This is a genomic window from Streptomyces sp. NPDC046900 (assembly GCF_040644975.1).
GTDB lineage: Bacteria > Actinomycetota > Actinomycetes > Streptomycetales > Streptomycetaceae > Streptomyces.
Genome location: NZ_JBEYXD010000047.1, coordinates 21,653 through 43,041, shown reverse-complemented (window position 1 = coordinate 43,041; position 21,389 = coordinate 21,653). Strand labels below are relative to the sequence as shown.

General features: G+C 69.7%; 19 protein-coding genes. 9 read left to right on the top strand and 10 right to left on the bottom strand.

Going from position 1 to position 21,389, the window contains the following annotated elements:
• Positions 1–41: 41 nt before the first annotated feature.
• The 3 genes from ABZ904_RS33070 to ABZ904_RS33060 all read left to right on the top strand — a co-directional run bounded on the left by ABZ904_RS33070 (position 42) and on the right by ABZ904_RS33060 (position 5,192).
• Positions 42–1,322, top strand: a complete 1,281-nt coding sequence (locus ABZ904_RS33070; protein ID WP_359403415.1) for an LCP family protein — start codon at positions 42–44, stop codon at positions 1,320–1,322.
• 240 nt (positions 1,323–1,562) lie between these two features.
• Entirely contained in the window at positions 1,563–3,311 is a 1,749-nt protein-coding gene (locus tag ABZ904_RS33065; RefSeq protein ID WP_359403418.1) for an LCP family protein, read from the top strand.
• Between the two features lie 219 nt (positions 3,312–3,530).
• Entirely contained in the window at positions 3,531–5,192 is a 1,662-nt protein-coding gene (locus ABZ904_RS33060) for an LCP family protein (RefSeq protein ID WP_359403421.1), read from the top strand.
• A gap of 52 nt (positions 5,193–5,244) precedes the next feature.
• On the opposite strand, the gene ABZ904_RS33055 is transcribed toward ABZ904_RS33060, so the two are convergent.
• Entirely contained in the window at positions 5,245–6,273 is a 1,029-nt protein-coding gene (locus ABZ904_RS33055) for a glycosyltransferase family 2 protein (RefSeq protein WP_361827463.1), read from the bottom strand.
• Positions 6,274–6,399: 126 nt separating this feature from the next.
• Between ABZ904_RS33055 and ABZ904_RS33050 the strand changes: the two genes are divergently transcribed.
• Positions 6,400–7,872 carry an LCP family protein gene (locus ABZ904_RS33050; protein ID WP_361827460.1) on the top strand — a complete coding sequence of 491 codons (1,473 nt, stop codon included), beginning with the start codon at positions 6,400–6,402 and terminating at the stop codon, positions 7,870–7,872.
• 42 nt (positions 7,873–7,914) lie between these two features.
• On the opposite strand, the gene ABZ904_RS33045 is transcribed toward ABZ904_RS33050, so the two are convergent.
• Positions 7,915–8,487 carry an acyl-CoA thioesterase gene (locus tag ABZ904_RS33045; RefSeq protein WP_359403429.1) on the bottom strand — a complete coding sequence of 191 codons (573 nt, stop codon included), beginning with the start codon at positions 8,485–8,487 and terminating at the stop codon, positions 7,915–7,917.
• A gap of 120 nt (positions 8,488–8,607) precedes the next feature.
• Between ABZ904_RS33045 and ABZ904_RS33040 the strand changes: the two genes are divergently transcribed.
• Positions 8,608–9,879 carry an LCP family protein gene (locus tag ABZ904_RS33040; RefSeq protein WP_361827457.1) on the top strand — a complete coding sequence of 424 codons (1,272 nt, stop codon included), beginning with the start codon at positions 8,608–8,610 and terminating at the stop codon, positions 9,877–9,879.
• A gap of 52 nt (positions 9,880–9,931) precedes the next feature.
• Here ABZ904_RS33040 and ABZ904_RS33035 read toward each other — a convergent pair whose 3' ends face one another.
• Together ABZ904_RS33035 and ABZ904_RS33030 are read right to left on the bottom strand one after the other, a co-directional pair.
• Positions 9,932–10,336: a VOC family protein gene (locus tag ABZ904_RS33035; protein ID WP_359403435.1), complete on the bottom strand. Its 405-nt coding sequence runs from the start codon at positions 10,334–10,336 to the stop codon at positions 9,932–9,934.
• A 29-nt stretch (positions 10,337–10,365) separates the two neighbouring features.
• Positions 10,366–10,725: a VOC family protein gene (locus ABZ904_RS33030; protein ID WP_360999769.1), complete on the bottom strand. Its 360-nt coding sequence runs from the start codon at positions 10,723–10,725 to the stop codon at positions 10,366–10,368.
• A gap of 146 nt (positions 10,726–10,871) precedes the next feature.
• Between ABZ904_RS33030 and ABZ904_RS33025 the strand changes: the two genes are divergently transcribed.
• Positions 10,872–11,372 (top strand): CGNR zinc finger domain-containing protein, encoded by a 501-nt coding sequence (locus ABZ904_RS33025; protein WP_360999766.1) that lies wholly within the window; start codon positions 10,872–10,874, stop codon positions 11,370–11,372.
• A 116-nt stretch (positions 11,373–11,488) separates the two neighbouring features.
• On the opposite strand, the gene ABZ904_RS33020 is transcribed toward ABZ904_RS33025, so the two are convergent.
• On the bottom strand, positions 11,489–12,832 hold the full coding sequence (locus tag ABZ904_RS33020; protein WP_359403444.1) for a UDP-glucose/GDP-mannose dehydrogenase family protein: 1,344 nt from the start codon (positions 12,830–12,832) through the stop codon (positions 11,489–11,491).
• A gap of 177 nt (positions 12,833–13,009) precedes the next feature.
• Between ABZ904_RS33020 and ABZ904_RS33015 the strand changes: the two genes are divergently transcribed.
• Both ABZ904_RS33015 and ABZ904_RS33010 read left to right on the top strand, forming a co-directional pair.
• On the top strand, positions 13,010–14,167 hold the full coding sequence (locus ABZ904_RS33015; RefSeq protein WP_361827452.1) for an acyl-CoA dehydrogenase: 1,158 nt from the start codon (positions 13,010–13,012) through the stop codon (positions 14,165–14,167).
• Between the two features lie 83 nt (positions 14,168–14,250).
• Positions 14,251–14,769 (top strand): CbrC family protein, encoded by a 519-nt coding sequence (locus ABZ904_RS33010; RefSeq protein WP_359403450.1) that lies wholly within the window; start codon positions 14,251–14,253, stop codon positions 14,767–14,769.
• 99 nt (positions 14,770–14,868) lie between these two features.
• Here the strand turns inward: ABZ904_RS33010 and ABZ904_RS33005 are convergent, their stop codons facing one another.
• Genes ABZ904_RS33005 through ABZ904_RS32995 form a run of 3 tightly spaced genes read right to left on the bottom strand, consistent with a single transcriptional unit; the run spans position 14,869 to position 17,721 of the window.
• Positions 14,869–16,053, bottom strand: coding sequence for a dipeptidase (locus ABZ904_RS33005; RefSeq protein ID WP_359403453.1), 1,185 nt, complete (start codon positions 16,051–16,053; stop codon positions 14,869–14,871).
• Positions 16,054–16,057: 4 nt separating this feature from the next.
• On the bottom strand, positions 16,058–16,585 hold the full coding sequence (purE, locus tag ABZ904_RS33000) for a 5-(carboxyamino)imidazole ribonucleotide mutase (protein ID WP_359403456.1): 528 nt from the start codon (positions 16,583–16,585) through the stop codon (positions 16,058–16,060).
• Positions 16,582–17,721 carry a 5-(carboxyamino)imidazole ribonucleotide synthase gene (locus ABZ904_RS32995; protein WP_359403459.1) on the bottom strand — a complete coding sequence of 380 codons (1,140 nt, stop codon included), beginning with the start codon at positions 17,719–17,721 and terminating at the stop codon, positions 16,582–16,584. The genes purE and ABZ904_RS32995 overlap by 4 nt, the downstream gene beginning before the upstream one ends.
• 251 nt (positions 17,722–17,972) lie before the next feature.
• Between ABZ904_RS32995 and ABZ904_RS32990 the strand changes: the two genes are divergently transcribed.
• On the top strand, positions 17,973–18,515 hold the full coding sequence (locus ABZ904_RS32990; RefSeq protein WP_361827447.1) for a GtrA family protein: 543 nt from the start codon (positions 17,973–17,975) through the stop codon (positions 18,513–18,515).
• 368 nt (positions 18,516–18,883) lie between these two features.
• Here ABZ904_RS32990 and ABZ904_RS32985 read toward each other — a convergent pair whose 3' ends face one another.
• Positions 18,884–20,164 carry an ATP-binding protein gene (locus ABZ904_RS32985; protein ID WP_361827444.1) on the bottom strand — a complete coding sequence of 427 codons (1,281 nt, stop codon included), beginning with the start codon at positions 20,162–20,164 and terminating at the stop codon, positions 18,884–18,886.
• Positions 20,165–20,379: 215 nt separating this feature from the next.
• On the bottom strand, positions 20,380–21,057 hold the full coding sequence (locus tag ABZ904_RS32980; protein WP_359403468.1) for a response regulator transcription factor: 678 nt from the start codon (positions 21,055–21,057) through the stop codon (positions 20,380–20,382).
• Positions 21,058–21,389: the final 332 nt, after the last annotated feature.

The following is a 21,389-nucleotide window of genomic DNA, read 5'->3' as shown; positions in this document are numbered from 1 at the left end:
AGCGCTGCACGCTCGTACGTCACAAGGCGGTGGATCCGGCAGTGGCAACGGATGGCACCTCACGAAGCCAGGGGGCGGGCGGCCCGCGCCGTCCCGGGCCCGTCGGTGCCACTCCCACCGGGCCCGGGCTCCTGCGCCACCGCCGGCGGCGCTGGATACGCCGCTGCTCGCTCGGCCTCGCCCTGCTGCTGCTCGGGGCCGCCGGGGCCGGGTGGGCCGCGTACGAGAAGCTGAACTCGAACATCACCGCGGACAACGACGCGGCCGCCGAGCTCGCCCGGTACGAGAAGGAGCGGCCCACGGCGCTCGTACGCGGGGCGCTGAACATCCTGATCATCGGGTCCGACACGCGGTCGGGCACCGGGAACAGCCGCTACGGGCGTGACTTCGGCACGGAGCGGTCCGACACCACGATCCTGCTCCACCTCGCGGCCAACCGGCGCAGCGCCACCGCCGTCTCCCTCCCGCGCGACCTCATGGTGAACGTACCGAGTTGCAGGCGCCCGGACGGCAGTAGCAGCGAGGCCGCCTTCACACTGTTCAACTACGCTTTCGCGACCGGGGGTTCGGCCTGCACGATCCGTACCGTCGAGAAGCTGACGAACATCCGGATCGACCACCACATGGTGGTCGACTTCAACGGCTTCAAGAAGATGGTCGACGCGCTCGACGGCGTCGAGGTGTGCCTGAAGCAGCCGATCGACGACAGGGCCGCCAAGCTCACGCTGCCCGCCGGCAGGGTCACGCTCAACGGCGAGCAGGCGCTCGGCTACGTACGCGCCCGCAAGAGCCTCGGGGACGGCAGCGACACCGAGCGGATGGAACGGCAGCAGCGCTTCCTCGGCGCGCTGGTCAGCAAAGTGCGCAGCGACAACGTGCTGCTGAACCCCGTGAAGCTGTATCCCGTGCTGGACGCCGCCACCTCGTCCCTCACCACGGACCCGGCTTTGGCGAGTCTGCGCGGACTCTACGATCTTGTGCGCGCGATGCGGAACCTTCCCACGGACCGGGTCCAGTTCCTGACGGCACCGCGCACCTCCTACCCGGACAACACCAATCGCGACCAACTCGTGGAACCCGAGGCGGAGAGACTCTTCACCCGGCTGCGCACGGACCGGCCCGTCGAGGTCACCAAGGCGGTCTCGGACGAATCGGTGCCGAAAACTCGCAATACGGCGTCCGGTCCTGGTGACGGCAAGGAGTCGTACGGCGACGGAAAGTCCGTCGAAAAGCGGACCGTGGACCCGGTTCTTCCTCTGCGATCACCCGAACCCCCGCCCACTTTCAAGGGAAACACCGCCGCGCAGGACGCCTGCGGGTAAAGCGCACACCAAGGCGGGGAACGTATGAGCTAAGAACTCACTGAGATATAGGGCAGATTGCCCGGTTGTATGGGAGTGGAATTTGTCACCGTCGTCGCTCGACGCTGAACTGGGCGGATAGTGTGAGCGATCCGGTGCCACGCCCATAAGGTCCGTCCTGGGTTTCCGCACTGGTTGAAGAGACCCGAGCGCCTCGAGGGGGAAGGCGCCGCGTGGCCCCGACGGAGGATTCGGACAACCGTGGACGCGCAAGGCCGTGGGCGGGCGGACAACATCGACCCCGCAGACCAGTGGGTGCTCAACCCGAAGACTGGCGAATACGAATTGCGACTGAGCCCTTCCGCACCGCATTCGGCCGTGCCGAGACCGCGGCGAGGGGGACCTCCCCAGGGCGCACCGAGGGGCACGCGCACCACCACCCCCGGTCCGCGCGCCCCGGCTCCGGACAAACCGGCTCCGGATGACCTGCCGGGACCACGCCGTCGCCGGGGGGCACCTCCCGAGCCGCAGCCGGGACGCCGCCGGGGCCGGACGAAGCCCAGGAAGGGCAAGGCGAAGAAGGTACTGCTGTGGACCGGCGGCAGTATGGCGTTCATCCTCATCGCGGTCACGGGCGCCGGTTACCTCTACCTCAAGCACCTCGAGGGCAACGTCACGACGACGGACGTCGGCAGCGCCGCCAAGAACGGCTTCAGCAAGGACGAGGCCTTCAACATCCTGATCATCGGCACCGACAAGCGCACCGGCAAGGGCAACACGGGCTACGGCGACGCGGGTAGCGTCGGGCACGCCGACACCAACATCCTGCTGCACGTCTCCAAGGACCGGACCAACGCGACGGCACTCAGCATCCCGCGCGATCTGATCGTCAACGTCCCCGACTGCCCGACGAAGCAGCCCGACGGCAGCACCAAGGTCATCCCCGGCACGGAGGACGTCCGCTTCAACACGAGCCTCGGCCAGGACGGCCGCGACCCGGGCTGCACGATGCGCACGGTCAAGGAAGTCACCGGCATCTCGCCCGACCACTTCATGATGGCCGACTTCAACGCGGTGAAGACGCTGACCACGGCCGTGGGCGGCGTCGACGTCTGCGTGGGCAAGCCGATCAACGACAAGGAGTCGCACCTCAAGCTGCCCAAGGGCGTGTCGAAGATCGAGGGTGAGCAGGCCCTCGCCTTCGTGCGCACCCGGCACAGCTTCGGCAACGCGGGCGACCTGGACCGGATCAAGGTGCAGCAGCAGTTCCTCGGCGCGCTGGCCCGCAAGATGACCTCCAGTGACACGCTCACCAACCCCAGCAAGCTGCTGGAACTGGCGGAGGCGGCCACCAAGGCGCTCACCGTCGACACCGGCATCGGCAGCGTGAGCACGCTCAAGGACGTCGCCCTGGAGTTGAAGAAGGTGCCGCCGAAGAACATCTCGTTCCTGACGGTGCCCGTACGCGACAATCCGGCCGACGGCGTCGTCCACAAGACGGTGATCGTCGACCCGAGCGCCGCCCCGCAGGTCTTCGACGCGATCAACAACGACGTCTCCTTCACCGAGGTGAAGAAGAAGGCGAAGGCGGCCAAGGACACCGCGGCCGCCCGTCTCAAGGGCTCCCGCTCGGCCGCCTCCGACATCCGCGTCGACATCTACAACGGCGGCGCCGCGGGCGGCAGCGCACAGGCGACCCTCAACTGGCTGCAGAACAACGAGGGCGTCACCAAGTCCAGCCAACTCGGCAACGCGGGCACGAGTCTGGCCAAGACGACCCTCGAATACGCTCCCGACCAGGCCGACCAGGCACGCAAACTGGCGGACCTCATGGGGCTGCCCGCGTCGGCGCTGAAGCCGGGCAAGAGCGAGACGAACGACCAGGGTCTGCCCGCGATCATCCTGACCCTGGGCAAGGACTTCAAGGGAGCCGGTGTGCCCCTTACGGCACCGAGCAAGGCACCCGACGTCGTCAAGGCCACCGCGGACAAGCAAGTGTGCTCGACGTGATGACTTGACGGGTCCGTTGCGCGTCTAACAGGACGCATTCGCCCGGCCTGTGCATCCTGCCGGGCATGTCGAGCGTCTAGTTACTGAACGCGAGACAGATTCGGGTGGGACGCGATGGTGCGGCCCGCCGTACGGCGACGGTGCCGAAGAACGCCGGCAGGCGTTCTTCGGCACCGCGGGCGGACCCGTTCGTCGGGCGCAGGGTGGGGAGGCAGGGACTTGGTGCGGAGCGGTGTGCGTGGCGCGGGGGCGCAGGAGCGGCAGGCCGGTGAACTCGGCTGGGACGACAGCCTGTACGAACAGGACGGCGATGGCACTCAGGGCGGCGACGGCGGTCCGCCGACCGACCCACTCGGCTCCGACGGGCGTGGACGCGGTGGTGCGTCGAAGGGGCGCCCGCGCCGCAGACGCCGTGTCCTGCGCTGGTCGGCGACCGTGCTGGCGGTGGTCATACTCGGGACCGCCGGAGCGGGATACCTCTACTACCAGCACCTGAACGACAACCTCAAGAAGGACGACCTCAACATCGGCGACCAGAAGGACCGGGCGGCCACTTCGAGGCCGAACGCGGCGGGGCAGACCCCGCTGAACATCCTTCTCATCGGGTCGGACGCCCGTGACTCCCAGGAGAACCAGAAACTGGGCGGCGCGAAGGACACCTTCGGGACGCCTCCCCGCGCGGACGTCCAGATGCTTCTGCACGTCTCGGCGGACCGCACCAACATGTCGGTCGTCAGCATGCCGCGCGACACGCTGCTGCACCTGCCCAAGTGCACCGACCCGAAGACCGGGCACATCTACCCGGCGACGACGTCGCTGGGCATGACGAACGACTCACTGGGCCGCGGCGGCCCCGGCTGCACGGTCGCCACCTGGGAGAAGCTCACCAACATCCACATCGACCACTTCATCATGGTCGACTTCGCGGGCGTGGTCTCGATGGCCGACGCGATCGGCGGCGTCCCGGTGTGCGTGGACAAGAACATCTACTCGCACACGTCCTCGGGCCATGGCTCGGGCCTGAAGCTCAAGGCGGGCACCACCTATGTGAAGGGCACGCAGGCCCTGCAGTGGCTGCGCACGCGCTACGGGTTCGAGGACGGCAGCGACATAGCGCGGACGAAGGCGCAGCACCAGTACATGAGCGCGATGGTCCGCCAGCTGCGGGAGAACGCCACGCTGAGCAACCCCGACAAGCTGCGCAGGCTCGCCGAGACGGCCACCCAGGCGCTCACGGTCGACAAGGGGCTCGGCTCGGTCGCGGATCTCTACAACCTGAGCACCGAGCTGAAGAAGGTGCCGACGAACCGCATCACGATGACGACGATGCCGTACGACTACGTCGGCGAGCGCGTGGTGCCCAAGCCGGGTGACGCGGACAAGCTGTTCCGTCTGGTGCGCGAGGACATCTCGCTGGACGGCAAGGGCACCAAGAAGAAGACCGACCCCCAGGCGAGTGCGGCCCCGACGGACAGCGACGACAAGATCGCCGTACAGGTGCAGAACGGCACCAGCACGCCGGCGCTCGCACCGGTGGGCGGACGGGCGGGCGAGGTGGCCAAACTCCTCGTAGGCAAGGGCTTCGACGAGGCCAGGGCCGACTCCTCGACTCTGCTCGCCGAGGACAAGACGGTGATCCGCTATCCGAGCGCGGACCTGAAGGGCGACGCCCTGCGGGTCGCCAAGGCCCTGGGTGTCCCGACGAGTTCGGTGGAGCAGTCGACGGACGTCTCCGGCGTCACGCTCGTCGTGGGCTCCGACTGGCGGTCGGGCTCCGAGTACACGGCGCCGAAGCAGGACGACAAGACCCCGAAGTCCGCGAACATACTCAACGGCGCGACCAAGCAGTGCATGCAGGTGGACCCGAACTACACCTGGTGACCGCGGGGAAGGGGCTCTCTTCGTGCGGAGAGGGCCCCGGGTACGCGGGGGCTCAGTCGGGGACCACGACCGCCGGCCTGCGCGACGCGATGACCTTCCTGGCCAGCGCCTTCGGGCTGGTGAGGAAGCCCCAGCCCCAGGACATGTGCATGGTCGCGAGGGCCACGGGGATCTGCAGACGCGCCCTCAGCGGCAGGCCCTTGCCCGCGGGGACGGAGCCGAGGGCGATCCCCGCGAGATAGGCGCCGGGGACCACGAAGCCCCAGGGGGTCAGCGCGGCACCCACCACGATGCCGGCCGCTATCGCGCACACCGCGATCGGCGGCGCGAGGTAGCGCAGGTTGATGGAGCCCTCGTGGTAGCGGGCGACGACGTGCCGCCAGCGCCCGTAGTCCTTGTACTGCTTGGCAAGGGCCCGCACCGAGGGCCGGGGGCGGTAGGAGACCCTGAGCTCCGGCGAGAACCAGATGAGGCCGCCCGCCTCCCGGATCCGGAAGTTGAGCTCCCAGTCCTGCGCGCGGATGAACTCCTCGTTGTAGCCGCCCTGCTGCTCCAGGGCCTCGCGCCGGAAGACCCCGAGGTAGACCGTCTGCGCGGGGCCGGCCTCACCGCCCGTGTGGAAGGCGGCGTTGCCGACTCCTATCTTCGAGGTCATCGCGGCGGCGACCGCGCGCTCCCAGTCGTTCTCGCCCTCGGCGTGCATGACGCCGCCGACGTTCTGTGCGCCGGTCTCCTCCAGCAGGCGCACGGCCGTCGCCATGTAGTCGGGCGACAGCATGCCGTGACCGTCGACGCGAAGCACGACCGGGTGGCGGGAGGCCTTGATCGCGGCGTTCAGCGCGGCGGGCGTACGGCCGGTCGGGTTCGCGACCGTGTGCACCCGCGGGTCCTCGCTGACCAGCTCGGCCGCGATCTCGTCCGTGCGGTCCGTGGACGGACCGAGGGCGATCACGACCTCCGTCTCGCCGCCGTAGTCCTGAGCGAGAATCGCTTGGACGGCCCCCCGCAGATGCCGCTCCTCGTTGAGCACGGGCATGATCACGGAGACGGCGGGGAGCTGCACGTCGGGCTTGGCGTTCATAGGTGGCTCACGTTACCGCGAACGAGGGACAGCGATGCGCGCCGCCCGGGTGCCGCCGCAGGCCGCAGATCGTATCGGCCTACCGTGCTCAGGGATCCCACGCCCAGTCCCGCGGAGGTCTCCGCTGTGCCCACGCAGACCCGCTTGCCCGCGCGCCCGCAGCCGGTCCGCCGGACTCCCGCCCGGCGGCCGCCCGTGCGGCGGCGGAGAAAGTCCGGCTGGGCCGCGCGGCTGATCACCACGCTGTCCGTGGGGGTCCTCGCCGCGGCCGGCATCGGGCACGTGGTGGTGACCGGCCTGGGCGCGGGCATCTCCCGGATCGACCCGTTCAAGGACATGAAGAACCGCCCCGCGGCGGGCCACGGCATGAACATCCTGCTGGTCGGCACCGACGGCCGGGACAGGATCACGGAGAAGGAGCGCCGGAAGTTCCGCCTCGGCGGGAATCCGTGCCACTGCACCGACACACTCATGATCGTGCACCTCTCGGCCGACTGGGAGCGGGCCACCGTGGTCAGCCTGCCGCGTGACTCGTACGCGCAGGTCGCGGCGTACTCGGACCCCGCGACGGGGGTGCAGCACCCCGCCCATCCGATCCGGTTGAACGCGGCCTACGCGGAGGGCGGGCCGAACCTGACCGTGCGCACGGTCGAGGCCATGACGGATCTCAAGATCGACCACTATATGGAGGTCGACTTCATCAGCTTCATGAAGACGGTCGACGTGCTGGGCGGCGTCCGCATCTGCACCTCGCAGCCGCTGAAGGACCGCTACACCGGGCTGAACCTGACCGCCGGCCCGCATGTGCTGGGTGGCGGCCAGGCCCTGCAGTACGTGCGCTCCCGGCACGTCGACGGCGCCTCCGACCTGGGCCGGATGCAGCGGCAGCAGAAGTTCCTCGCGGCGATGATCGACCGGGCGACGTCGTCGGGCGTCCTGCTGAACCCGATGAAGCTCCGGGACGCGACACGGGCCGTGCTGGGCTCGGTGCGCGCGGACGGGGACTTCGGCGCGGACGATCTGGTCGGCCTCGCCCGCGCGATGCGGAACTTCTCGCCGCGCTCCTCGGAGTTCACGACCGTGCCGATCGGCGACATGACCTTCCAGGTCAAGGAGCTCGGTTCGACGGTGAAGTGGGACGAGGCGAAGGCACGCGCGCTGTTCCGGTCGCTGCGCGACGACAAGCCGCTCAGCCGTCCCCGGCCGAAGGCGAAGGGCCCGGGCCCGTCCATGGTCACCGTGGACGTGCCGCCGCAGCAGATCCAGGTACGGGTCGAGAACGGGACGCCCACGGACGGGCTCGGCAAACGCGTGGACGACGCTCTCGCGGCCGCCGGGTTCCGCACGACGCATCAGCCGGCGAACGCGAAGGACCGTACTGTCCGGCGCACGGTCGTCGTCTACGACCCGCGCTGGGACCGCTCGGCGAAGTCGCTGTCGGCGGCCCTGCCGGGCAGCGAACTGCGGGCGGCCCCGGGTCAGGGGCCGACGCTGAAGGTGATCGCGGGGACGGACTTCAAGACGGTGCAGCGGGTGAAGGCGGCGGAGCCGCAGAAACCGGACGAGGTGGTGACCGGGGACCAGGTGGTGTGTCCCTGAACCCCCTCCCGGGCCTACGGCGCCGGCGCCCCGCGGCCTTCCTCAGTCCTCGTAACCCTCGGCCGCCCTCTTCTCCCGCAGCTCCCTGATCGCGCGACGACGGGCGAGGCGGTGGGTGCGGCGGATCTGGGCCTCCTGGTAGCGGCGCTTGTCGCGCTCCTTCTCCGGGATGACCGGCGGCACCGGCCGGGGCGTGCCGTTGGCGTCGACCGCGGCGAAGACGAGGTAGGCGGAGCCGACCTGGGTGGGCGGCGTCGACTCGTTCCAGCGCTCCGCCAGCACCCGCACACCCACCTCCATCGATGTGCGGCCGGTCCAGTTGACCTGGGCCTTCACATGGACCAGATCCCCGACCCTGACCGGCTCGAGGAAGACCATCTCGTCCATCGACGCGGTGACGGCCGGACCTCCGGAGTGCCGGCCGGCCACGGCTCCCGCCGCGTCGTCGACGAGCTTCATGATCACACCGCCGTGCACCGTGCCCAGCAGGTTGGTGTCGTTGTGGGTCATGATGTGGCTGAGGGTGGTCCGGGAAGCCGAGGTGGGCTTCCCGGGTATGTCACCCGGGATATCGTCCGGAATTTCTGATTCCGGGGCTGAGACCTGGTCTGTCATGGCGTCCACCTTATGCCGGGCCGACGGGCGGGAGATTTTGTGTCGGCTTCGCAACAGCCCTGACCCCGTTTTTCGTCGGCCCTTGTACGGCCCATACCAGGACCCTGCACACTGGGGCGCATGAACGATTGGCCCGAGGGATGGTCCGACGATGGCCGCGGCAACCACTACGGACGCGGCAGCAGCAGCGCACAGCCCGAGAACGCGCGGGTGATGCGGCAGGTCCGGCGCTCGCCGGGCGGCCCTCAGGGCGCGCCGCCGTACGGCGGGGTGCCGCAGCAGCCGACGTACGACCAGGGGTACGGCGGCTACGACAGCGGCTACAACACGGGGCAGGTCTACGGCGGCCGCCAGGGCGGCTTCGTACCCAACGACGATGACCCCGATCCGCAGCTTCAGCACTACCGGCAGCGTCCCAACTGGGGCCGCCGGATCAAGTGGACCGTGATCACCCTGGTCACCGTGGTGGTGGTGACCTCTGTGGCCACGTACTTCTGGGCCGACTCCAAGCTCCACCGGGACGTCGACCTCTCCAAGGTCATCGACCGGCCCGCCGCGGGCGAGGGCACGAACTACCTGATCGTCGGCTCCGACAGCCGCGCGGGGATGTCCGCCGCGGACAAGAAGAAGCTGCACACCGGGTCCGCCGAGGGCAAGCGAACGGACTCGATGATGATCCTGCACGTCGGCGGCAACGGCGACACGCTGATATCCCTGCCCCGCGACTCGGACGTGGAGATACCGACGTACGTGGGCAGCGACTCGGGCAAGACCTTCAAGGGCACGGGCCGGCACACCAAGCTCAACGCGGCGTACGCGGAGGACGGACCGACGCTGCTGGTCCGCACGATCGAGTACAACACCGGCCTGCACATCGACCACTATGTGGAGATCGGCTTCGCCGGCTTCGCCAACATCGTGGACTCGGTCGGCGGTGTCCAGCTCACCATCGACAAGGGCTTCAAGGACAAGTACTCGGGCGCCGACTTCAAGGCGGGCACGCAGACGCTGAACGGCGAGCAGGCCCTCGCCTTCGTCCGCACCCGGCACGCCTTCGCCACCAGCGACCTGCAGCGCACCAAGAACCAGCAGAAGTTCCTCTCCGCGTTGGCCCACCAGGTGGCGACCCCGGGGACGATCCTCAACCCCTTCAAGTTCTACCCGACGATGAGCGCGGGCCTGGACTCCCTGACCGTCGACAAGGACATGAGCCTGTGGAACCTGGGGTCCATGTTCTGGGCGATGAAGGGCGTCAGCGGTGGTGACGGCACGTCGCTGAACATGCCGATATCCGGCTCGACCGGCGGCAACCTGGTGTGGGACAAGTCCAAGGTCAAGACCCTGGTCAACGAGCTGAAGAACGACGAGAAGGTGACGGTCACCGGCAACTGAGCCGGTGTGCTGTGCAAGGCCCCGCCGAGCGGTTCGGCGGGGCCTTGCACGTTCAGGCGGACTCCGGGTGCTCGATCCGGCAGAGGCAGAAGGGATGCCCCGCGGGATCCGCGTACACCCTGAAGTCCCGTTTGCCGTTCAGGTCGTTCACGTCCAGCGGGCGCGCTCCGAGCGCGAGCACCTGCTCCTCGGCGGCTTCTATCGCCTCCACGGTGGCGCCCACGTCGAGGTCGAGGTGCACCTGCTGCGAGTCGGCATCGGCCCTCGGCCACTCCGGCGGCTTGTACTCGGGCGCCTCCTGGAAGGCGAGCTTGGGACCGCCGGGCAGGTGCACATCGACCCATTCGCCCTCGCCCTCCACCGTGCCGCCCAGCACCGCGGCGTAGAACTCGGCGAGTGCTCGGGGATCCGGGCAGTCCAGGACGACGGACCGCATACGGGCGACGGGCTGTGCCATCGTGACCTCCTCGAGGAGCGGGCGCCCGGTCAGCAGGCGCAGAGGCAGAACGGGTGCCCCGCCGGGTCGGCGTAAACCCGCCAGGTGCGCGAGCGGTCCTCCGCGTCCAGCGGGCGGGCGCCGAGCGCGAGGACGCCCGCTTCGGCCGCGTCCAGGTCCTCGACGGTGAGGTCCAGATGGAACTGCTGCGAGTCTTCGGGCGCCGGCCACTTCGGCGGTACGTGTCCGGGCGCGGCCTGGAACGCCAGCGACCGGCCGTCCGGCGCCTTCAGGTCGACCCACTCACCGTCGCCCTCCACCGTGCCGCCCAGCACTTCCGCGTAGAAACCGGCGAGCGCGCGCGGGTCGGGACAGTCCAGGACGACGACGCCCAGCTTGGCGAGAGCCATGACTTCCTCCTCGGAGTACGAGTTCTCAGGGGACGGGTTACCTGTAGAGCCAGGCAGCCGGTAACCGTTACCGCATGCTTGCGGATTGGCGGTAACGTCGCAACGGAAATACCGAGAGGAATCGTGGCGGGCATGAGGTCGCAGAGATGAGTGACAGAGCCCCTGCTCCCGGCGGTCTCGCCCTGGTGGAGGCCTTGGTCAACACCGTGGACCTGGAGACGGGCGAGGACCGCCTGGACACACCGGAGGGACGCGCCGAGTTCCGCGTCGCGGAAGCGGACCTGGCCGGTGCGCGGGAACTGCGGGAGTCGCTGCGTGCCGTTCTCCTGGCCCACGCCGGCCATCCCCCGCACCGCGCGGTGGCACCGCTGGGCGGGCTGCTGGCGCGGGCGCCGCTGTACGTGGCCGTCGACGAACGGGACGGTTCCGCGTCCCTCGCACCCGCCGACGAGAGCCCCCTGCTCTCCCGTGTCGCGGCGGCCGTCGCCGAAGCGCTCACCGCGGGTACCTGGCTGCGCCTCAAGGCCTGCGAACTGCCCGAGTGCCACTGGGCGTACTACGACCGCAGCCCGGCCGGAAAGGGCCGCTGGTGTTCGATGACGGTGTGCGGGGCGCGCGCGAAGATGCGGCGATACCGGGCGAAATAGGGCCACGGCGCACAGGGTTGGGCACTCACCGCTCGCGCGTCACGGCCGTGGTGCAGAATGCAACAGGACGCCGGTCCGGCCGACTGAGCCTCGGCCGGACCGGCGTCTTGCGTCCGCTAGGCGGTGGGGCGGCCCATCGCCCGGTACGTCCAGCCCGCCCGGCGCCACAGCTCCGGGTCGAGCGCGTTGCGGCCGTCCAGGACGATGCGCGCGGCCACAGCCTGGCCCAGCTCGGCCGGGTCCAGCTCGCGGAACTCGCGCCACTCCGTCAGATGCAGCACCACATCGGCGCCGCGGACCGCCGCGAGGGCGGAGGGGGCGTACCCGAGCGTCGGGAAGAGCCGCCGGGCGTTGTCCATGCCCTTGGGGTCGTAGACGGTCACCTGACCGCCCTGAAGGTGTATCTGACCTGCCACGTTCAGCGCGGGCGAGTCGCGCACGTCGTCGGAGTCGGGCTTGAACGACGCCCCGAGCACCGCGACGCGCTTGCCGAGGAACGAGCCGCCGCCCAGCGCCTCACGCGCCATCTCGACCATCTGGCCGCGGCGGCGCATGTTGATGGAGTCGATCTCCCGCAGGAAGGTCAGCGCCTGGTCGGCGCCGAGCTCACCGGCCCGCGCCATGAAGGCCCGGATGTCCTTCGGCAGACAGCCGCCGCCGAACCCGATCCCGGCCCGCAGGAACTTCTTGCCGATCCGGTCATCGTGCCCGATGGCCTCCGCCAGCTTGGCCACGTCGCCGCCGGCGGCCTCGCAGACCTCCGCCATCGCGTTGATGAAGGAGATCTTGGTGGCGAGGAAGGAGTTCGCTGAGGTCTTCACCAGCTCGGCGGTCGGGAAGTCGGTGACCACGAAGGGCGAGCCCCCGGCGACCGGTGTCGCGTACACCTCGCGCAGCAGCTTCTCGGCCCGCTCGCTGCGCACGCCCACCACGATCCGGTCGGGGTGCAGCGTGTCCTCGACGGCCAAGCCCTCGCGCAGGAACTCCGGGTTCCAGGCCAGCTCGACGTCCTCGCCGGCGGGCGCGTGCTCGGCGAGGTAGGCGGCCAGGCGGTCCGCGGAGCCGACGGGCACGGTCGACTTGCCGACTACCAGGGCCGGGCCCGTCAGATGCGGAGCGAGGGAGGCGATCGCGGCGTCGACGAACGACATGTCGCAGGCATATTCGCCGTGCTTCTGGGGAGTATTCACACAGACGAAGTGGACGTCGCCGAACTCGGCCAGCTCGGACCAGTCCATGGTGAAGCGCAGCCGCCCGGTGGAGCCCTCGATGCCCGCGATGTGCTTGCGCAGCAGCTCCTCGAGACCGGGCTCGTACATGGGGACCTCGCCCCGCCGGAGCAGCTCGATCTTCTCGGGAACGACGTCGAGCCCGAGCACCTCGAAGCCGAGCTCGGCCATGGCTGCGGCGTGCGTCGCGCCGAGATAGCCGGTGCCGATCACGGTGATCTTGAGGCTCATGGGGTGCTCCAGGGGATACGTCGGTGAACCGGTGCCCGAGCATAGCCGGGGCACTTGACGGGCAGGTTTCCCGCTGTCGCCAAGCTCACGTATCACTCGTGTGGGCCTACCCCTAAAATTCGGGTTACTTAACGGTAATTAGCGTCGGCATCGCAGCGTTTTGGAGCGTGAGAGATCTTGGCCGGATCGGCTGAATTCGACCTGTACCGCCCGTCCGAGGAGCACGACATGCTCCGCGACGCCATTCGCTCGCTGGCTGAGGCGAAGATCGCGCCGTACGCCGCCGCGGTGGACGAGGAGGCCCGCTTCCCGCAGGAGGCACTGGAGGCCCTCGTCGCGAACGACCTGCACGCGGTGCACGTCCCCGAGGAGTACGGCGGCGCGGGCGCGGACGCCCTCGCCACCGTCATCGTGATCGAGGAGGTGGCGCGCGCCTGCATGTCGTCCTCGCTGATCCCCGCCGTGAACAAGCTCGGCTCCCTCCCGGTGATCCTCTCCGGCTCCGAGGAGCTGAAGAAGAAGTACCTGGGTCCGCTCGCCAAGGGCGACGCGATGTTCTCGTACTGCCTGTCCGAGCCCGAGGCGGGCTCGGACGCGGCCGGCATGAAGACCAAGGCGGTCCGCGACGGCGACGACTGGGTCCTCAACGGCGTGAAGCGCTGGATCACCAACGCGGGCGTCTCCGAGTACTACACGGTGATGGCGGTGACCGACCCCGAGAAGCGCTCCAGGGGCATATCGGCCTTCGTCGTCGAGAAGTCCGACCCGGGTGTCTCCTTCGGCGCCCCGGAGAAGAAGCTCGGCATCAAGGGCTCCCCCACCCGCGAGGTCTACTTCGACAACGTCCGCATTCCGGCCGACCGCATGATCGGCGAGGAGGGCACCGGCTTCGCCACGGCGATGCGCACGCTCGACCACACCCGCATCACCATCGCCGCCCAGGCCCTCGGTGTCGCCCAGGGCGCCTTCGACTACGCCAAGGGCTACGTCAAGGAGCGCAAGCAGTTCGGCAAGCCGATCGCCGACTTCCAGGGCATCCAGTTCATGCTCGCCGACATGGCGATGAAGATCGAGGCGGCCCGTCAGCTGACGTACGCGGCCGCGGCCAAGTCGGAGCGCGGCGACAGCGACCTGACCTTCCAGGGCGCCGCCGCCAAGTGTTTCGCCTCGGACGTGGCGATGGAGGTCACCACGGACGCCGTCCAGCTGCTCGGCGGCTACGGCTACACCCGTGACTACCCGGTCGAGCGCATGATGCGCGACGCGAAGATCACCCAGATCTACGAGGGCACGAACCAGGTCCAGCGGATCGTCATGGCGCGCAACCTGCCGTAGCGCGCGGCCGGTTGCGGCAACGCGCGGGAGGTTCCGGGGCACCCTCAGGGGTGCCCCTTTCCTTGATACGGCAGGGTGGGGACATGAACGATCCGGCGACAACGGCGGAACTGCCGTCCTTCCCGTACCACCCGGACCCCCTGGCCACCGGCTCGGTGGTCACCGGGGACACCGAGTGCCTGTGCTGCGGGCTCCGGCGCGGGTATGTGTACGTGGGCCCCGTCTACGCGGTCGCGGACATCCGCGCCGAGCTGTGCCCCTGGTGCATCGCGGACGGCAGCGCGGCGGAGCGCTTCGAGGCGCAGTTCACCGAGGTGACGGGTGAGGCACCGAGGTCGGTGGTCCACACCGTGGAGCGGCGCACCCCGGGCTTCTCCGGCTGGCAGCAGGAGCGCTGGCTGACGCACTGCGGGGACGCGGCGACCTATCTCGGCCGCGCGGGCACCAAGGAGCTCAGGGACCACCCGGACGCCGCGGAGAGCCTCCGCGAGACCCTCGGCGAGACGTTCTTCGCGTCCCTGGACGCCGACGGACAGCCCACCGCGTATCTGTTCCGCTGCCGCACCTGTGCGAAGCACCTGGCGTACGCCGACTTCACCTGACCGCCCGGAGGGGCGCGGATCCGCACCGGCTGCCCGGAACGGATCCGCACCCCACCGACGGCGTGAGACGGGCGCGGGCCACGGCGCGCGCCCGTCGGTTCAGCGGTCCAGCTCTTCCAGCTTCGCGTTCGAAGGGCTGCGCTTGCCCTGGAGGTCGCGGGCCACGTCCTCGGCCGCGCCCACCACCCGTACCGCGTTCTGCCAGGTCAGCTTGGCCAGGTCGGACGTGGACCAGCCGCGGTCCAGCAGTTCGGCGATCAGGTTCGGGTAACCCGAGACATCGCCGAGTCCGTCCGGAGTGAAGGCCGTGCCGTCGTAGTCGCCACCGATGCCGAGGTGGTCGACGCCCGCCGCCTCGCGCATGTGGTCCAGGTGGTCGGCGACCGTCGAGACCGTGGCGACCGGGCGCGGATGCCGCTCCTCGAAGGCCCGGTGGACCTTCATCGCCTGCGGGGTCGTGTCGAGGTGGTGGAAGCCGTGCGCGCGCATGTTCTCGTCCGCCGCGACCGTCCAGTCGACCGCGCCCTGGAGCACGAACTTCGGCACGAACGTCACCATCGCCACCCCGCCGTTGGCGGGCAGGCGCTCGAGGATGTCGTCGGGGATGTTGCGCGGATGGTCGCACACCGCGCGGGCGGAGGAGTGCGAGAAGATCACCGGCGAGTCCGTGGTGTCCAGCGCGTCCCGCATCGTCGTCACCGCCACGTGCGAGAGGTCGACCAGCATGCCGAGGCGGTTCATCTCGCGCACGACCTCACGGCCGAAGTTCGAGAGGCCGCCCGCCACCGGCCGGTCGGTCGCCGAGTCCGCCCAGGCGACGTTGTCGTTGTGGGTGAGGGTCATGTACCGCACGCCCAGCTCGTACAGCCCGCGCAGGGTGCCGAGGGAATTCGCGATCGAGTGGCCGCCCTCCGCGCCCATGAGGGACGCTATGCGGCCGTCCGCACGCGCCGCCTCCATGTCGGCGGCGGTCAGCGCCCGGCGCAGGTCCGACGGATAGCGCTCGGTCAACTGCCGTACGCAGTCGATCTGTTCGAGTGTCGCGGGCACCGGGTCGGGCAGATCGCTGCGCACGTACACCGACCAGAACTGCGCGCCGACCCCGCCCTCGCGAAGCCGCGGCAGGTCGGTGTGCAGGTGCTCGTTCTGGTGGTGGGCGATGTCGCGGGCGGCCAGGTCGTAGCCGACCTGCTCCCGCAGCGCCCACGGCAGGTCGTTGTGCCCGTCGACGACCGGGAACTCACGGAGCAGCTCCCGGGCTGCCTCCAGGGAAGGCGGGGTCATCGCGTCACTTCCCCGAGCCGAAGCCGAAGCCCGCCGATCCCTCGACCTTGGAGCGCAGGCGCTTGCCCTTCTCGGCGGCCTGGTCGCGCAGGTCCTGCTGGAAGTCCCGCATCCGCCCGAGGAGTTCCTCGTCGTGCGCGGCCAGGATGCGCGCCGCGAGCAGCCCTGCGTTGCGGGCACCGCCCACCGAGACCGTCGCCACCGGCACACCGGCGGGCATCTGCACGATCGACATCAGCGAGTCCATGCCGTCCAGGTACTTCAGCGGGACGGGGACGCCGATGACGGGCAGCGGGGTGACGGAGGCGAGCATGCCGGGCAGGTGCGCGGCACCGCCGGCCCCCGCGATGATCACCTTCAGACCGCGGTCCGCGGCGTGCTCGCCGTACGTGATCATCTCGCGCGGCATGCGGTGCGCGGAGACGACGTCGACCTCGTACTCGATCTCGAACTCGTCGAGGGCCTTGGCGGCGGCCTCCATGACGGGCCAGTCGGAGTCCGACCCCATGACGATGCCAACAACAGGGCTCATTCGGTGATGGTGCCTCTCAGGTAGCCGGCAGCGTGACGGGCGCGCTCCAGCACGTCGTCCAGGTCGTCGCCGTAGGTGTTGACGTGCCCGACCTTGCGGCCGGGCTTCACGTCCTTGCCGTACATGTGGATCTTGAGCTGAGGGTCGCGGGCCATGCAGTGCAGGTACGCGGAGTACATGTCGGGGTAGTCGCCGCCCAGCACGTTCACCATCACGGTCCACTTGGCGCGCGGACGCGGGTCGCCGAGCGGCAGATCGAGGACCGCCCGGACGTGGTTGGCGAACTGCGAGGTGATCGAGCCGTCCTGGGTCCAGTGACCCGAGTTGTGCGGACGCATCGCGAGCTCGTTGACGAGGATGCGGCCGTCACGGGTCTGGAACAGCTCGACGGCGAGGTGACCGACGACGCCGAGTTCCTTGGCGATCGTCAGCGCCAGTTCCTCGGCCTTGAGCGCCAGCTCGTCCTCGAGGCCGGGAGCCGGAGCGATCACGGTGTCGCAGACCCCGTTGACCTGCTGCGACTCGACCACGGGGTAGGCCACGGCCTGGCCGTGCGGCGACCGTACGACGTTGGCGGCCAGCTCGCGTACGAAGTCGACCTTCTCCTCGGCGAGGACGGGCACACCGGCGCGGAACGGCTCGGCGGCCTCCTCGGCGGACCGCACGACCCACACGCCCTTGCCGTCGTAGCCGCCCCGGACGGTCTTCAGGACCACCGGGAAACCGGCGCCCTCCGCCGCGAAGGCGGCGACGTCCTCCGGATCGCTCACGATCCGGTGGCGCGGGCAGGGCACCCCGATCGCGTCGAGTTTCGCGCGCATCACGCCCTTGTCCTGAGCGTGCACGAGCGCCGCCGGGCCGGGGCGCACGGGGATGCCGTCCGCCTCCAGGGCCCGCAGGTGCTCGGTGGGCACGTGCTCGTGATCGAAGGTGATCACGTCACAGCCCCGCGCGAAGGCCCGCAGCGTCTCCAGGTCGCGGTAGTCGCCGATGACGACGTCGTTGACGACCTGCGCCGCGGAGTCCTGAGGGGTGTCACTGAGGAGCTTGAACCTGATGCCGAGCGGGATGCCCGCCTCGTGGGTCATACGAGCGAGCTGGCCACCGCCGACCATGCCGACTACCGGGAATGTCACGCACCCAGGGTATCGGCCGCGCCGTCGCAGCCGGTTTCCGTCCTTTTCGCCCTGTGTGGGCTGTGTGAGGCGACTGGGGACACTGCTGGTGAGAGCTTTCTTTCCGTCCTCATGAACTGGTCCACGGGCAGGGCTCACGGCCGCTGGTTAGCATGGCGGGGTTGACGGAACCGCTCGGCGCAACCTGCCGACCGGCCGATGCGATGGACCGACACGACCGATCAGGACGAGCGACGGGGGCTGGCAACGCGATGGGCAGTGGTTCCACAGGCCTGAAGGTCAAACCTGAGAGCACTGTGCGCCGGCGGTTCGATCAGCTGATGCGCGAGATCGCCAAGTTCGGCGCGGTCGGCGGCGCGGGGTTGCTGGTCAACCTCCTCGTGTTCAACCTGGTGCGGCACGTCACCGGTCTCCAGGTGGTCCGAGCCAGCATCGTCGCCACGATCGTCGCGATCATCTTCAACTACATCGGGTTCCGCTACTTCACCTACCGGGACCGGGACAAGAGCGGCCGTACCCGTGAGATGACGCTGTTCCTGCTGTTCAGCGCGGCGGGCCTGGTGATCGAGAACGGCGTGCTGTACGTGGCGACGTACGGGTTCGGCTGGGACAGCCCACTGCAGAGCAACATCTTCAAGTTCCTCGGCATCGGCCTGGGCACGCTGTTCCGCTTCTGGTCGTACCGCTCCTGGGTCTTCAAGGCGCTGCCGGCCGGCGAGGCCGTGGCCGGAGCCGAGTCGATACTCGAGGCGGCGGAGCGCCAGCGCCGCCACCAGCACCGCGTCAACCGCTGAACGGGCCATCACCCCACGCACACCCTCACGGGCGAGCCTCCGGCCTCTCGGCCACCCACCGCCTGACCCACCGGGCCACCGACGACGCCACGTCCCCCGGACCGCTTGCCGGACCTCGCACGCTTCCCGGACCGCCCTGACCCGCGCGTCCCAGCCCCGCTCGGCGTCCATTCCGAGCCCCGCCAGGCCCTACGCTACGCACCCCGGCCCCCGGCCCTGTACGGACACCAGCCGGCCCCGCAGATCCCGGTCCATGGCCGCCCGGCCACCCCCGCGCGCAAGCCGTCCCACCGCCCGCCTAGTGGGCCCCGTGGCGTATCCGGCACCTGCCGCGGCGATACCGCTCCCCCACCGCCCGTCGGCGCCGCCTACCGGACCGTCGACTCCGTCCCGTCGTCGTCCGTCGGGGGCACCCGTAGCGGCGTGCGGGACAGGAACAGGCCGAAGACCGGTGGCTTGGCCTGGAGCATCTCCAGACGGCCTCCGTCGGCCTCCGCGAGGTCACGGGCGACCGCAAGGCCGATGCCCGTGGAGTTGCGGCCGCTGATCGTGCGCTCGAAGATGCGGGAGCCCAGTTCCGTGGGCACACCCGGGCCTTCGTCGGTGACCTCCACCACCGCCTGGTTGCCGGTCACGCGGGTGCGCAGGGCGACCGTGCCGCCGCCGTGCATGAGGGAGTTCTCGATCAGCGCGGCCAGCACCTGGGCGACCGCCCCCGGGGTCCCCACCGCCCGCAGATGCCGTTTCCCGGAACTGACGATCGCACGGCCCGCACTGCGGTAGGCGGGGCGCCACTCGGCGAGCTGCTGCTGGATGACCTCGTCGAGGTCGAAGGAGACGGCGGACCCGGTACGCGGGTCCCGGGCGTTGGTGAGCAGCCGTTCCACGACGTCCGTGAGCCGCTCCACCTGGGTGAGCGCGATGGTCGCCTCATCCTTCACCGTGTCCGGGTCGTCGGTGAGGGTGATCTCCTCCAGGCGCATGGAGAGCGCGGTGAGGGGCGTGCGCAACTGGTGGGAGGCGTCGGCCGCCAGACGCCGCTCGGCCGTGAGCATGCGCGCGATCCGCTCCGCCGAGGAGTCGAGGACGTCGGCGACCCGGTCCAGCTCGGGGACGCCGTAGCGCTTGTGACGAGGTCGCGGATCACCGGAGCCGAGGCGCTCCGCGGTCTCGGCGAGATCGGTGAGCGGGGAGGCGAGGCGATTGGCCTGACGCACGGCGAGCAGCACCGCGGCGATGATCGCGAGCAGCGCGACCAGGGCGATGATCAGCAGCGTACGGCCGACTTCCCGGGTGACCGCGGAGCGGGGTTCCTCGACGCGGACGGTCTCGCCCTCCTCGCCCTTGGCGGTGGAGTGGATCACGTCACCCGTGGGCTTGACACCGACCTGGATGACAGGCTGGCCGGGGATGTCGATCACCGCGTACCTGTCACCGGTGACCTGGGCCTTGAAGACCGGGGGAGTGACCCCCTCGTCGCCGAGGAGCCGGCTGTCCACGATGCTGGCGAGCCGCAGTGCCTCCGAGTCGACGCGCTCCTGGGCGCTGTTGCTGATCGTCCGGGTCTCGACGATCACGAGGGAGACCCCGAAGACGGCGATGACCACAAGGACGACCGCGAGGGTGGACTGGATGAGACGACGACGCACGGGGCCCTCCGGGCGGTGGCTTTACGACGACCAGTGTGCCTCGGGCACGGTCGGCACCCCGTGGTGGGGAGGCATGCGCCGAAGGGCGCGGGCAACCGCGCGACCGGCCGTCGACGGCGCGCGGTCGCACGGTCCGCACCGTACGGACCGTCACGGTGTGACACGCGTAGCGCCTGCGCGCCGCGGACGCCTTCGGCCGGGCTGCCCGGCAGCGCCTAGTTCTTCTCGAAGCGAAAGCCCACGCCCCGTACCGTCGCGATGTACCGCGGGTTCGCCGCGTCGTCGCCCAGCTTCTTGCGCAGCCAGGAGATGTGCATGTCCAGGGTCTTGGTCGACGACCACCACGTCGTGTCCCAGACCTCGCGCATCAGCTGGTCGCGGGTGACGACCCGGCCCGCGTCCCGGACGAGGACACGTAGCAGGTCGAACTCCTTGGCGGTCAGCTGCAGCTCCTCGTCCCCCATCCACGCCCGGTGCGACTCGACGTCGATGCGCACCCCGTGCGTGGCCGGCGGCTGCGACGGCTCGCTGGAGCCGCGCCGCAGCAGCGCCCGGACCCGGGCGAGCAGCTCGGCGAGCCGGAAGGGCTTGGTGACGTAGTCGTCGGCGCCCGCGTCGAGGCCGACGACGGTGTCCACCTCGTCGGCACGCGCGGTCAGGATGAGGATCGGCACGGTGTGGCCCTCGGCGCGCAGCCGACGGGCCACCTCCAGGCCGTCCATGCCGGGGAGCCCGAGGTCGAGCACGACAAGGTCGACACCGCCCTGCATGCCGGCGTCGAGTGCGGTGGGTCCGTCTTCGCGCACTTCGACCTCGTAACCCTCCCGGCGCAGGGCACGGGCCAGCGGCTCCGAGATGGACGCGTCGTCCTCGGCGAGCAGTACACGGGTCATGGGGGTGATGGTAGTCCGCCGACGACAGGAGCAGAGGTGTGATCGCAGGTGTGATCACCGCAAGGGGATTCTTACCTTCGGCTGCCATGATGCGCCCGCGCCGTCCGTGATCACGGAGCGGAGTCAGCCTTTTCGTGTCAGAGGCCTGGCTGCCGTGTACGCCTTGGAATGCTCCTTGCGGTTCCCGCGTCACCTGTGATCCGTGTCTCAAGTCCTTTCATGTCCGGCAGCGCGATGACGTATGGTGACCGGAACGCCTGTAGCACCATGAGGGACCTTTGGCGGATACATGACGCTGAAGGTCTTTTTCGCGTGCGGGCTGGTCCCCCTCC

Excerpts from the sequence above, each read along its gene's own strand:
- ABZ904_RS33055 (WP_361827463.1), bottom strand. The coding sequence starts at position 6,273 with ATGAACGCCAAGCCCGACGTGCAGCTCCCCGCCGTCTCCGTGATCATG.
- ABZ904_RS33045 (WP_359403429.1), bottom strand. The coding sequence starts at position 8,487 with ATGACAGACCAGGTCTCAGCCCCGGAATCAGAAATTCCGGACGATATC.
- ABZ904_RS33040 (WP_361827457.1), top strand. The coding sequence starts at position 8,608 with ATGAACGATTGGCCCGAGGGATGGTCCGACGATGGCCGCGGCAACCAC.
- ABZ904_RS33035 (WP_359403435.1), bottom strand. The coding sequence starts at position 10,336 with ATGGCACAGCCCGTCGCCCGTATGCGGTCCGTCGTCCTGGACTGCCCG.
- ABZ904_RS33030 (WP_360999769.1), bottom strand. The coding sequence starts at position 10,725 with ATGGCTCTCGCCAAGCTGGGCGTCGTCGTCCTGGACTGTCCCGACCCG.
- ABZ904_RS33025 (WP_360999766.1), top strand. The coding sequence starts at position 10,872 with ATGAGTGACAGAGCCCCTGCTCCCGGCGGTCTCGCCCTGGTGGAGGCC.
- ABZ904_RS33020 (WP_359403444.1), bottom strand. The coding sequence starts at position 12,832 with ATGAGCCTCAAGATCACCGTGATCGGCACCGGCTATCTCGGCGCGACG.
- ABZ904_RS33010 (WP_359403450.1), top strand. The coding sequence starts at position 14,251 with ATGAACGATCCGGCGACAACGGCGGAACTGCCGTCCTTCCCGTACCAC.
- ABZ904_RS33005 (WP_359403453.1), bottom strand. The coding sequence starts at position 16,053 with ATGACCCCGCCTTCCCTGGAGGCAGCCCGGGAGCTGCTCCGTGAGTTC.
- purE (WP_359403456.1), bottom strand. The coding sequence starts at position 16,585 with ATGAGCCCTGTTGTTGGCATCGTCATGGGGTCGGACTCCGACTGGCCC.
- ABZ904_RS32990 (WP_361827447.1), top strand. The coding sequence starts at position 17,973 with ATGGGCAGTGGTTCCACAGGCCTGAAGGTCAAACCTGAGAGCACTGTG.
- ABZ904_RS32980 (WP_359403468.1), bottom strand. The coding sequence starts at position 21,057 with ATGACCCGTGTACTGCTCGCCGAGGACGACGCGTCCATCTCGGAGCCG.